The organism is Magnetospirillum gryphiswaldense MSR-1 v2, from assembly GCF_000513295.1.
GTDB lineage: Bacteria > Pseudomonadota > Alphaproteobacteria > Rhodospirillales > Magnetospirillaceae > Magnetospirillum > Magnetospirillum gryphiswaldense.
The window spans coordinates 3,651,198-3,662,882 of sequence record NC_023065.1 but is presented as its reverse complement, the minus strand read 5'-3'; the positions used below and the strand labels follow the sequence as shown (position 1 = coordinate 3,662,882).

Below are 11,685 nucleotides of genomic sequence, written 5' to 3'. Positions count from 1 at the left end.
GTAAGGCTAGGCCTTGGGCAGCAGGAAGTGGAAGGCGGTGCCTTCGCCCAATTGTGACTCGACCCAGATGCGCCCGCCATGCATTTCCACCACCTTGCGGCAAATGGCCAGCCCGATACCGCTGCCTTCGTATTGGCCGCGTGGGTGTAGGCGCTCGAACATACGGAAAATACGATCGTGATATTCGGGGGCAATGCCGATACCGTGATCCCGGACGATAAATTCGGCCCAGTTGGGATCGCTGCCCTCCATGGCGCTGACCCGGATATGCGCCACCTCACCGGGCTTGGTGAATTTCAGGCCATTGGCCATCAGGTTTTGCAATAAGCGGGACAGAGCATCGCGCCCACCCTTGACCATGGGCAAAGGCTCGATCTCGACCATTGCGCCGCTGCTGGCGATAGCCGCCGCCAAGGCCTGAACCGCCTCGGCTGCCACCTTGTCCATGTCGACGATTTCCTGCACCGGCTCGCCCCGGCCCAGGCGGGCATAGGACAACAGATCGTTGATCTGGCGGCGCATGCGTTCCGCCCCCTCGACGATAAAGGCGATGAACTCGTCGGCTTCCGGCCCCATCTGGCCGCGATAGCGCCGCTCCAGCAACTGGGCGAAGCCGATGATGGTGCGCACCGGTTCTTGCAAATCGTGCGACGCCGCATAGGCGTATTCCTGCAATTCGGCGTTGGACAGGGCCAGATCGTGGCTTTTCGCCGCCAATTCGCTTTGTGCCTGCCGCAATTCGGCGATCTGCCGGGTCATATCGGCGGAATGGACGATGAAGGCGCCGGTCAAGGGCTGCAACAGCCAGCGCAACCCCCACACCCCCAAGGCGATGACGATTCCGGCGGCGACCATCACCCACAGCAGCAAGGTGTCCACCGCCGCGGTGGCTTCCCCCGCCGGCAACCGCAGCAGCAGCACCCAACGGGTACCGGGCAAGGCTGCGGCGGCCAGGACCACACCGTCGTGTTCCTCCATCTGCACCTGCCCGCGCTCCAGGGCCAGACCGACCAGACCTGTCCCGGCGGTATCCAGGGCAAAATCATCATGGGACGTCAGGATCACCCGTGTGGACGCCGTCGGATCGACCAGCGCCGCCTTGGTGCGTCCGCGCAAGGCCCGCACTTCGTCCACCACCGCATGCAGGGATTGGCCGGACACCACCACCAGATCGGTCCCGACCAGCACGCCGCCGCGTCCCATGATGGGCGCCGCCACCACCAGGACCGGGCCGTCGCCCCCTTGGGCCAGGGAAAGATGCAAGCGTGCCGCCGTCAGCGGCCTCATGTTTTCCGCCCCCGCGACCTTGCCCAACACCGCCACTTTCTCGCCGTCGGCGGCGAAACGGATGATACCCAGCAGATCGGGGGACAGGTTCAGGGCATCGCCCAGCTTGTCGGCGGTGAAGGTCCGCAATTCGTCCAGGCCGGTTTCGCCCTGGTTATAGCTTTCCAGCTTCTGCCGGATCACCGTGCGACTGGTCACCTGCTGCGCCAGATTGACCGCCCGCGCCACCACCTCGCCGCCGGCCATGACCTTGAGCGTCAGTTCGTGCCGCAACGCCGCCAGCGCGTCTTCCCGCAGGCGCAAGGCCAAAGGCGTGATGGCCAGAATGGCGACGACGATACCGACGGTGACCATGGCCAGGATGGCATAGGTCACAATCACCCGTCGCAGACGCAAGGCGTCCACTGGTGCCACGGAAACTCCCCCTGTATGCCTCTCCCTGCGCAGCATAGCCGCAACCGGACGGCTTTTGCACACTTATATGACTGTTATATCAACTATCCTTGACCGGGCGCGACAGGCCGGGTGGTAAACGAGTTTCCAGCGAGCACAGGGTTTTTTCCACCTGGCTCTGGGTCAGGTTTTCCACCTTGGACAGGTCAGCCTGGGACAGGTCGCACCCCATCAAGGTGGCACCGGCGAAATCGGCGCCGGACAACTTGGCCCCGGACAGGCGGGCCCCGGACAGGTCGGCGCCACGCAATTGCGCCCCTTCCAGATTGGCGAGGCGCATATCGGCATGGCGCAGTTGCGCCACCCCCAGATTGGCGCCGCCCAATTGCGCGGCACCCAGCACGGCATAGCGGAAATCGGCACCGTCCAACCGTGATTCGGCCATGAAGGCGTCGGACAGGTCGGCCTCGCGGAAGGAGGCATTGGCCAGGATGGCCCCCGACAGATCGGCTCCGCCCAGATCCATCTTGTTGAACACCGCCCGTTGACCCTCGGCCCCTTTGGAGTGCAGCCACAAGGCATGGGCGGCAACGATGGCGGTCACGTCGAGGGTGGCGACATCCTTGCCTTTTTTCGGCTTCTTGCCTTCGCGCGCCAACTCTTCCAGCCAGCGTTTCTTGCGCTTTTCCGCCAGTCTTCGGGCTTCGTCGTCGGCATCGTCGACCAGGGCGTAATCGCGCTTGGCCACGGCTTGCGTTACCAGGATGTCGTCATCGTCGAGACGACCGCCGATCCTGGCCGCCTGTGGTTGCGGCGGCACGTAAGCGGACGGACGTGGCGGCGGTGCTTGTTTGGGTTCGGCGACCGGGCGTGGCTGGGCCGGGGCGGCGACCCTGGCCGCCGGTCCCGCCATCACCGTTGGAACCGGCGGCGGCGGCGGGGTCACCGGTCGGTCCAGGGCGGCCACCGGCTTGATCGCCGGCACCGGCATGCGTGTGGGATTCTTCATGGCGTCGCTGACCCGGTGGGTCAGTTCATGCCCCGACACCCGCCTGGGCACCACCCCTTCCAGCCCCAGGGGCAGGAAGCGGGCCAGCATCTCCTTGTCGGTATTGGCCCCGATCAGCAAGACCGGCATGTCGGCATCGGCGGCGCGCACCCGTTGCAGGAAGGCTTGCGCCATATCCAGATCGCCTTCGGGGTCCAACAGGGCGATGTCCGGCCCCTGCCCCATCATCGGCGTGGCGTCGGCGGAGACACTGGTGGACAGTATCTCGCGCACGTTCAACTTGCGGAAGGTCTGGCGCACCAGGAACCGAAACCCGTCGTCGCGGCTGAACAACAGCACGCGCACGGTCTTCCAGTCGATATCGCCGCTATGGAGCATGGTGGGGTGACGCATGCGCCCACAATAAACATGGGGAAAACCGGGGGCAATGGCGGCCCCTGTGCGTTAGTGCGCTGTTGCACAATTTTTTTCATGCCCCATCTTAAAGGCCATGCGACGCCGAGACCCCTCCAATTACTTCCGCAATCCCCAATCGGGCCGGCGGAACGACCTGTCCACCATCCGCGCCCTGCTGCCCTATCTGTGGCCGCCGGGGGAAACCGGCCTGCGCGCCCGCGTGGTCGCCGCCTTGGGCTTTCTCGCCCTGGCCAAGGTCATCACCGTGTTGGTGCCGTTGATCTACAAGCAGACGGTGGACGCCCTGACCATCACCCCCCAGCAGGCCATGATCGCCGTGCCGGTCCTGCTGCTGCTGGCCTATGGCGGCGCCCGCATCCTGTCGGGGGTATTTTCCGAAGCCCGCGACATCGCCTTCGCCCGCGTCGGCCAGGGCGCCATCCGCGCCGTCGGCCTGCGCGTGTTCCGCCATCTGCACGGATTGGCGCTGCGTTTCCACCTGGACCGCCAGACCGGCGGGGTATCGCGGTCCATCGAACGCGGCACCAAGGGCATCGAGTTCCTGCTCAACTTCATGCTGTTCAACATCCTGCCGACATTGCTGGAAATCGGCATGGTCACCGTGGTGTTGTGGAGCCTGTACGATTCCCGCTTCGCCCTGGTCACCTTCGGCACCATCGCCATCTACATCGCCTATACGCTGGGGGTGACGGAATGGCGGACCAAATTCCGCCGTGCCATGAACGAAACCGACCAGCAGGCCAGCACCAAGGCCGTCGATTCGCTGTTGAACTTCGAGACGGTCAAATATTTCGGCAACGAAGCGCACGAGGCAGCACGCTACGACCAGTCGCTGGCCCGCTATGAACAGGCGGCAGTGAAAAGCAAGGTCAGCCTGGCCATGCTGAACATGGGCCAGGGCGCCATCATCGCCGTCGGCCTGACCGCGGTGATGCTGATGGCCGCCGATGGCGTGGTGAAAGGCAGTCTGACCTTGGGCGATTTCGTCCTGGTCAACGCCTATCTGGTGCAGCTTTACCTGCCCTTGAACTTCCTGGGCTTCGTCTACCGCGAGATCAAGCAATCGCTGACCGACATGGAAGCCATGTTCCGCCTGCTGGGCGAAAACGCCGAGATCAAGGACAATGACGACGCCCAAGAGCTGCGGGTGACGGGCGGCGAAGTGCGTTTCGACGACGTCCATTTCGCCTACGACCCCGCGCGTCCGATCCTGAACGGCATCGGCTTCACCGTGCCGGCGGGCAAAAGTGTGGCCATCGTCGGGCCGTCGGGCGCCGGCAAAAGCACCATCTCGCGCCTGCTGTTCCGCTTCTACGATGTCACCGGTGGGGGCATCGCCATCGACGGCCAGGACATCCGCACAGTGACGCAATCATCTTTGCGCGCCGCCATCGGCATCGTCCCCCAAGATACCGTGCTGTTCAACGACACCATCCGCTACAACATCGCCTATGGTCGCCCCGGCGCCAGCCAGGACGAAATCGAGCAGGCGGCCAGGCTGGCCCGTATCCACGATTTCGTCATCTCGCTGCCCGAGGGCTATGACACCCGCGTCGGCGAACGCGGTTTGAAACTGTCGGGCGGCGAAAAGCAACGCGTCGCCATCGCCCGCACCATCTTGAAGGCGCCGGCCATCTTGCTGTTCGACGAGGCCACCAGCGCGCTTGATACCCACACGGAAAAAGAAATCCAGGCCAGTTTGCGCGACGTGTCCAAGGACCGCACCACCATCGTCATCGCCCACCGCCTGTCCACGGTAGTCGATGCCGACGAGATCATCGTCCTCGATAAAGGCCACATCGCCGAACGCGGTCGCCACGCCGAGCTGATCGCGATGGATGGCCGCTATGCCGATATGTGGCGCAAGCAGCAGGAAGCCGCCTTGCTGCAACAGCGGCTGGAGACCGAACTGGTGGGGGCTTAAGCTCTAGACCGGTTTCAGCTAAAGCGGAAACTGGTCTAGATTTCAAAAGTGGCCCGTGACGGGCCGCTCCGGCTTATGGCATATCCACGCTTCGCGCGAAAATGCTCTAATTTTCCCCCGGCACCCAGGGGATGCGCTGGAAGGTGATGCCTTCCTCGGCCAGTTCGTCGGCCTGTTCGCTGCTCGCCTCGCCATAAATGGCGCGGGTTTCGGTTTCGCCGTAATGGATCTTGCGCGCTTCCTCGGGGAAACGTTCGCCGACGTAATCGCAATTCTCTTCCACCGATTTGCGCAATTCGCCCAAGGCTTGGCGCATGGCCCGCGCCATGTCGGGGACGTCCAGCGCCTGCCCGGTGGCCCGGTTCAAGCGCGGCGCCATGATCGCTTTTTCCACCTCTGCGTCACCGCAGATCGGGCAGGTGATGTGGCCGGCGGCGCGCTGGGCGTCAAAGGCAGCGTTATCGCGGAACCAGCCGTCGAAATGATGGTCCTTGCAGCAGCGCAACTGAAACAGGATCATGGTCGTCCAACCTTGCAACAGGACCGACTATATGGGCAACAATCCGGCCATTGCCAAGCCTTCATCCTGGGTTGCCCGTTTCGCCCCGCTGATCGCGCCCGGCGGCGCGGTGCTGGACCTGGCCTCGGGCGGCGGGCGCCATGCCCGGCTGTTGCTGGATCGGGGCCATGCGGTCACCGCCCTCGACCGCGACATCACCCAGGCCCATCTCGCCCACGGGGCCGAGTTGATCAGCGCCGATCTGGAAGACGGCAGCCCCTGGCCGTTGGCGGGCCGGGTGTTCGCCGGCATCGTCGTCACCAATTACCTGTGGCGGCCCCTGTTCGCGCCGCTGCTCGCCGCCCTCGAACCCGGCGGCGTACTGATCTATGAAACCTTCGCCCAGGGCAACGAGGCCTTTGGCCGTCCGCGCAATCCCGACCACCTGCTGCAAGCGGGCGAGTTATTGCATGCCTGCGCCGAACTGACCGTCATCGCCTATGAACACGGCATCGACGGGGCGTCGGTGATCCAGCGTATCTGCGCCACCAACGCCCCCAATCCGCGCCCGCTTAATCCCTGACCGGGGCGATGAAGGCGCGGTCGTGATCGAGGCAGGGGATTTTCTTGCGGGCGTCGTCGACCTTGCGCACATCGATCTCGGCCATGACGAAACCGGGCTGTTCCAAGCCATCGGCCAGGATTTCCCCCCACGGCGACACGATCAGGGCGTGACCATAGGTTTCGCGGTTGTTGGCATGGGTGCCGCATTGCGCCGGAGCAAAGACGTAGCAGCCGGTCTCGATCGCCCGCGCCCGCAGCAGCACATGCCAATGGGCCCGCCCGGTGGTGCGGGTGAACGCCGCCGGCACCGCCAGGAAATGGGCACCGGCATTGGCATAGGCGCGGTAAAGGTGCGGGAAGCGCAGATCATAGCACACCGATAGTCCCAGCCGGCCCCAGGGCAGCCGCACCATGGTGGCGCGGTCGCCCGGAGTGAAGGTGGCCGATTCGCGATAGCTTTCGCCGCCGCCCAGATCGACATCGAACATATGGATCTTGTCGTAGCGGCCCAGGATCAGGCCGTTCTTGTCGATGACATAGGAGCGGTTGGCGACCATGCCGCCGTCGAGCAGCACATGCAAGGTGCCGGTATGCAGGAAGCAGCCCAGTTCCTTGGCGATTTCGCGGAAAGCGGCCAGGGCCTGATGCTCGGCCTCGGCCTGCGCCTTCATGACGATGTTGGTGCGCCCCCATTCCATCATGGCGACGTTTTCCGGCATCAGGATCAACTCGGCCCCGGCGGCGCGGGCCTCCACCGCCAGCCGGGCGGCGGCATCGATGTTCTGGGTCATGTCGGTGCCGGCATTGACCTGCAGACAGGCGGCCTTGAAGGTGTCGCCGATCATCACGCGGGTTCTTTCGCCAGCAGGACATCCAGCTCGCCGGCGCCATCGAGCGAATGCAGGTCGTCGCAGCCGCCCACATGTTCGCCGTTGATGAAGATTTGCGGCACGGTGCGACCGCCATGGGCGCGCGCGGTCATGGCGGCGCGCAAATCCGGGTCGCTGGAGACGTCGTATTCCTGGAATGCCACCCCCTTGGTGGTCAGCAGCCGCTTGGCGCGGATGCAATAGGGGCAGGTCTGGGTGGTATAGATTTCAACCTGGGCCATGAAATACTCCGTCTGCACGATCCCCCCAATATAGCAAGCCTCAGGCCGGCGACAACAGCACACGACCCAAAGTCAGCACATCGACGCGGGCAGCGCCTTGGCGCAACAACACGCGACTGCATTCGCCCAAGGTCGCCCCGGTGGTCAGCACATCGTCCACCAGCAGCACATTCTTGCCGCAGACATCCAGACGTGGATGGGGGGCGAAGGCGCCGCGCACGTTGCGCTGACGTTCCGCCCGGCTGAAATGCCCCTGCGGCGGCGTCCGGCGCAGGCGCAGCAGACCGTCGGCGGCCACCGCCACCTTGCTTTCCCGCCCCAGGGCCTGGGCCAGCAAGGCCGCCTGGTTATAGCGGCGGGCCAGCAATTTCCAGCGGTTGAGCGGCACCGGCACGATCAGGTGGCAATCGATCAGCAATTCCGCCCCGGCGCGGGCCAGCCAGCGACCGAAGGCGGGGGCGCCCTCAAGCCGGTCGGCATGCTTGAAACGCAGGATCAGCGGTTTGGAGGCGTCGTCATAGCAAAACACCGCCCGCGCCCGCGCCCACGGCGGCGGCTCGGCCAGACAGCGACCGCACATCATGTCGGCCCCGCCGGGATCGGTGTCGAAGGGCTGGCCGCAGACCGGGCAAAGCGGGGCGGCGACAAAGCGCAAGCCGCTCCAGCATTGGGCGCACAGGGCACCGGGCTCGGCGACGATGGCGCCGCAGCACAAGCAAAGCGGCGGCAGGACCGCATCCAGCAGCTTGCGCCCCCAATGGCGTATGGCTGTCATCTGCCCTCTTCCCCCCTACCCCCCGGCCATGCCATAGAAGAAGCATGACCGACCCCGTCAGCATCTTCGACCGCGCCACCTTGCGCAAGCACCGCGACCGCGCCGCCCGCGGTTTCGCCGCCCACGACTTTTTGGTGCGTGAGGTGGCCGAACGGCTGGCCGACCGCCTCAGCGACGTTACCCGCGTCTTTCCGCTGGCCCTGGACCTGGGCTGCCATACCGGTGAGATGGCCGATACCTTGGGCGGGCGCGGCGGCATCAAGACCCTGGTGCAATGCGACCTGTCGCCGGCCATGGCGGCCAAGGCGGCGGCCAACGGCCACGCCACCCTCGCCGCCGACGAGGAATGGTTGCCCTTCGCCGACAATTCCTTCGATCTGGTGCTGTCGTGCCTGTCGCTGCATTGGGTCAACGATTTGCCCGGCGCCCTGGTGCAGATCAGGCGGGTGCTCAAGCCCGACGGGCTGTTCCTGGCCGCCATGCTGGGCGGCGAAACCTTGGCCGATCTGCGCCACTGCCTGCATGAAGCCGAACTGGCCGAAGAAGGCGGCATCAGTCCACGGGTATCGCCCATGGCCGACATCCGCGACATGGGGCACCTGCTGCAACGGGCCGGCTTCGCCCTGCCGGTGGCCGATGCCGATCAGGTATCGGTGTCTTACGGCGATCCCATGCGACTGTTGGCCGATCTGCGCGGCATGGGCGAAACCAACGCGGTGGTCGAACGGCGCAAGAGCCTGAGCCGGCGCACCACCTTGCTGCACGCGCTGAACCTGTATCAGCAGAAATTCGCCGATGCCGACGGTCGCTTTCCGGTGGATTTCCACATCCTTACCCTGACCGGCTGGAAACCCCATCCCAGCCAGCCTCAACCGCTGCCCCCCGGTTCCGGCCATGTGCCGTTGGCCGATGTGTTGAGCGGCGGCTGCGGTGTCCTTGCGCCGGTCAAGGACTGAGGATGAAGTTTCACGCCCCCCTGATCCGCGGCACCCTGATCAAGCGCTATAAGCGCTTCATGGCCGATGTCAGCTTGGATGACGGTCAGGTGATCACCGCCCATCTGGCCAATTCGGGGGCCATGCTGGGTACCGCCGATCCCGGCATGGAGGTGTGGCTGTCGCCCGCCGCCAACCCGGATCGCAAGCTGAAATATTCGTGGGAACTGGTGCGCGTCGACGGCCATCTGGTCGGCGTCAACACCGCCCACCCCAACGCCATCGCCGCGGAAGCCATCAAGGATGGCGCCATCCCCCAATTGACCGGCTACACCACACTCCGGCGCGAGGTGAAGTACGGAATCAATTCCCGTATCGACCTGCTGCTGGAAGCGGACGGGCGCCCGCCCTGCTATGTCGAGGTCAAGAACGTGCATTTGAAGCGCGGCGACTGGGCGGAATTCCCCGACGCGGTGACCGTGCGCGGAACCAAACACCTGACCGAATTGCGGGCCATGGTCGCCCAAGGCGCCCGCGCGGTGATGCTGTATCTGGTGCAGCGCCAGGACTGCACCGGCTTTCGCCCCGCCGCCCATATCGACCCGGTCTATGCCGCCGGTCTGGCCCAAGCCCGCAAGGATGGGGTGGAAGCCCTGTGTCATACATGCCATATGAGCCTGGACGGCATCCATATCGGCCCGATGCTGCCCATTGCCGAATGAGGACAACGACTTGAGCGACCGCGATACCAACCGGGTGACCCTGCACGGACCCGCCGATTTCCAGGCCATGCACAAGGCCGGGCGGCTGGCCGCCGAGACCTTGGACTACATCACCCCCTATGTTCAGCCCGGCGTCACCACCTCGGAGCTGGACCAGCTGTGCGCCCGTTTCATCATTGAAAACGGCGGCATCTCGGCGCCTTACAATTATCGCGGCTTTCCCAAATCCATCTGCACCTCGGTCAACCACGTGGTCTGCCACGGCATCCCCGGCGACAAGGTTCTGTTGGACGGCGACATCGTCAATATCGATGTCACCCCCATCTTCGACGGCTGGCACGGCGATTCCAGCCGCATGTATTATGTCGGCAAGGTGGGGATCAAGGCGCGCAAGCTGGTGGAAGTGACCTATGAGGCGCTGATGCGCGGCATCGAGGTGGTCAAGCCCGGCGCCACCTTGGGCGATATCGGCTGGGCCATCCAAAGCTTCGCCGAAAAGCACCGTTTTTCCATCGTCCGCGATTTCTGCGGTCACGGCCTGGGCCGCATCTTCCACGAGCCGCCCAACGTCATGCATTTCGGCAAGCCCGGTCAGGGCATGGTGCTGGAGGAAGGCATGTTCTTCACCATCGAGCCGATGATCAACGCCGGACGCTATGAAACCAAGATTCTGGCCGATGGCTGGACGGCGGTGACCAAGGATAAATCGCTGTCGGCCCAGTTCGAGCATTCCATCGGCGTCACCGCCACCGGCTGCGAGATCTTCACCGCCTCCCCGAAGGGGTGGCACTGCCCTCCCTATGAGTAGGGTTTCGTTTACGACCTGTTGACATCACCCCCCGATTGGCCGCCCTAATTATCACGCCGAGTCGCAAAACGATAATTTGCTCCGGCATGGGGGGATGGGCGCGTCGGGAAGGGTCCGGGTGCCAATGGTGTCAGGCGAGATTGCGGGAGGCGGCGGCAACGCCGTCAGGCAAGTCAACGAAGCCTTGCAGGGTTCGGTGCTGGCTGTCTTGTGCCAGTTCCTGCCCGAGCTGAAAAAGCTGCCGGCGGACCGCGCCTATGAGCGGACGCTGGACGATATCGGCTTGCTGGACCGTTGTTTCCAGGTCTTTCGCGCCAAGCGCGACAAGTTCCAATCCATCCTGGTCGACGCGGCGCAGCGCCCGGTCAACGACGATTGCACCCAGTTGGCCTGCGGCCGGTCGCTGGAACAGGTGGTGGCGATGATCGTCCGTACCGCCGCCAAACGCCACTTCCGCCGCCGCCATACCCCACATCGCCCACAGGCCCAGGCAGCGCATCAGCGCCTGCATCAGCGCCTGACCAAATTGTTCAAGACACCGCCGCTGTCCTCCAGCCTGCACGCCACCCCCTTGCGCGGGCGGGCCGAGGAATTGTACGACGCGCTCAAGGCCCATCTGCTGCATGAATGGCAGGTGCCGCTGGTTCCCACCTATGCCGAGATGTCACCCAATCTGGCCCGCTCGCTGGGGGAAAAGCTGCTGGAGCTGAAAGATATCGCACAGTTGCGCAAGGTGGTCGACGACCCCGAGGAAGCAGCCAAGCTGTTTGAAACCCCCGAGCAGCAACAATCCGCCCGCGCGCCCGGCCCGCGCCGTGACGAACGCGCCCGGCTGTCCGACATCTTGGCCCCCGGCGGCGGCCTGAAGCTGGAAGCCTTCGCCAAGGTGCTGCAAAACACGGATTTGCGCGCCCAGTTGCGCCCGCGCTCGGCCGACCAGCCCCTAAGCGCTCCTTTGCGCGAAACCGGGACCATGGCGGCCAAGCTGCTGGTGGCGGAACTGGGATTGCGGCTGGATCAGGTGGCTACCGTGCTGCTGGTCGCCCATGAAACCATCGGTCCGGATTCCTTCGCCCGCTTTTTCGGTCCCAATGCCGATGCCGCCATCGTCATCCGCCTGACTCAGCGGGCACGTCAAGCCGGTCTGACCCAGGCCTCGGACCTGAACGAATGCGCAAGCTTTGTCCGCCAATTGTTCAAACGTGCCGACCCGACCTGAGGTTTAGGACTTTGCTAACCCC

General features: G+C 64.6%; 12 protein-coding genes. 6 read left to right on the top strand and 6 right to left on the bottom strand.

Annotated elements, in window-relative coordinates; translation table 11 throughout:
• Positions 1-6 precede the first annotated feature (6 nt).
• Together MGMSRV2_RS17595 and MGMSRV2_RS17590 are read right to left on the bottom strand one after the other, a co-directional pair.
• The gene (locus tag MGMSRV2_RS17595) at positions 7-1,701 is read right to left on the bottom strand and encodes a sensor histidine kinase (RefSeq protein WP_024081726.1); all 1,695 of its coding nucleotides are present in this window, start codon (positions 1,699-1,701) and stop codon (positions 7-9) included.
• 79 nt (positions 1,702-1,780) lie between these two features.
• Positions 1,781-3,082 carry a pentapeptide repeat-containing protein gene (locus tag MGMSRV2_RS17590; RefSeq protein ID WP_024081725.1) on the bottom strand — a complete coding sequence of 434 codons (1,302 nt, stop codon included), beginning with the start codon at positions 3,080-3,082 and terminating at the stop codon, positions 1,781-1,783.
• 97 nt (positions 3,083-3,179) lie between these two features.
• On the opposite strand from MGMSRV2_RS17590, the gene MGMSRV2_RS17585 reads away from it, so the two are divergent.
• The gene (locus MGMSRV2_RS17585; RefSeq protein ID WP_024081724.1) at positions 3,180-5,030 is read left to right on the top strand and encodes an ABCB family ABC transporter ATP-binding protein/permease; all 1,851 of its coding nucleotides are present in this window, start codon (positions 3,180-3,182) and stop codon (positions 5,028-5,030) included.
• 106 nt (positions 5,031-5,136) lie between these two features.
• Here the strand turns inward: MGMSRV2_RS17585 and MGMSRV2_RS17580 are convergent, their stop codons facing one another.
• Positions 5,137-5,550, bottom strand: a complete 414-nt coding sequence (locus MGMSRV2_RS17580; protein WP_024081723.1) for a DUF1178 family protein — start codon at positions 5,548-5,550, stop codon at positions 5,137-5,139.
• A gap of 31 nt (positions 5,551-5,581) precedes the next feature.
• Here MGMSRV2_RS17580 and MGMSRV2_RS17575 point away from each other — a divergent pair, with 31 nt between their 5' ends.
• On the top strand, positions 5,582-6,112 hold the full coding sequence (locus MGMSRV2_RS17575) for a class I SAM-dependent methyltransferase (protein ID WP_024081722.1): 531 nt from the start codon (positions 5,582-5,584) through the stop codon (positions 6,110-6,112).
• On the opposite strand, the gene MGMSRV2_RS17570 is transcribed toward MGMSRV2_RS17575, so the two are convergent.
• The 3 genes from MGMSRV2_RS17570 to MGMSRV2_RS17560 are packed head-to-tail and all read right to left on the bottom strand — an operon-like array spanning position 6,102 to position 7,979.
• Positions 6,102-6,938, bottom strand: a complete 837-nt coding sequence (locus tag MGMSRV2_RS17570; protein WP_024081721.1) for a carbon-nitrogen hydrolase family protein — start codon at positions 6,936-6,938, stop codon at positions 6,102-6,104. The two genes, MGMSRV2_RS17575 and MGMSRV2_RS17570, sit on opposite strands and share 11 nt — an antisense overlap.
• Entirely contained in the window at positions 6,938-7,204 is a 267-nt protein-coding gene (grxC, locus tag MGMSRV2_RS17565) for a glutaredoxin 3 (protein ID WP_024081720.1), read from the bottom strand. The genes MGMSRV2_RS17570 and grxC overlap by 1 nt, the downstream gene beginning before the upstream one ends.
• Before the next feature lie 40 nt (positions 7,205-7,244).
• Complete coding sequence (locus MGMSRV2_RS17560; RefSeq protein WP_024081719.1) at positions 7,245-7,979, bottom strand: ComF family protein; 735 nt, start codon at positions 7,977-7,979, stop codon at positions 7,245-7,247.
• Between the two features lie 44 nt (positions 7,980-8,023).
• Between MGMSRV2_RS17560 and MGMSRV2_RS17555 the strand changes: the two genes are divergently transcribed.
• The 4 genes from MGMSRV2_RS17555 to MGMSRV2_RS17540 all read left to right on the top strand — a co-directional run bounded on the left by MGMSRV2_RS17555 (position 8,024) and on the right by MGMSRV2_RS17540 (position 11,663).
• Complete coding sequence (locus MGMSRV2_RS17555) at positions 8,024-8,935, top strand: methyltransferase domain-containing protein (RefSeq protein ID WP_024081718.1); 912 nt, start codon at positions 8,024-8,026, stop codon at positions 8,933-8,935.
• A gap of 2 nt (positions 8,936-8,937) precedes the next feature.
• A complete protein-coding gene (sfsA, locus tag MGMSRV2_RS17550) occupies positions 8,938-9,636 on the top strand; it encodes a DNA/RNA nuclease SfsA (RefSeq protein ID WP_024081717.1) in 699 nt (232 codons plus the stop codon).
• A 10-nt stretch (positions 9,637-9,646) separates the two neighbouring features.
• Positions 9,647-10,444, top strand: a complete 798-nt coding sequence (gene map / locus MGMSRV2_RS17545) for a type I methionyl aminopeptidase (RefSeq protein WP_041633747.1) — start codon at positions 9,647-9,649, stop codon at positions 10,442-10,444.
• 118 nt (positions 10,445-10,562) lie between these two features.
• Positions 10,563-11,663 carry a hypothetical protein gene (locus MGMSRV2_RS17540; RefSeq protein ID WP_144084337.1) on the top strand — a complete coding sequence of 367 codons (1,101 nt, stop codon included), beginning with the start codon at positions 10,563-10,565 and terminating at the stop codon, positions 11,661-11,663.
• Positions 11,664-11,685 lie beyond the last annotated feature (22 nt).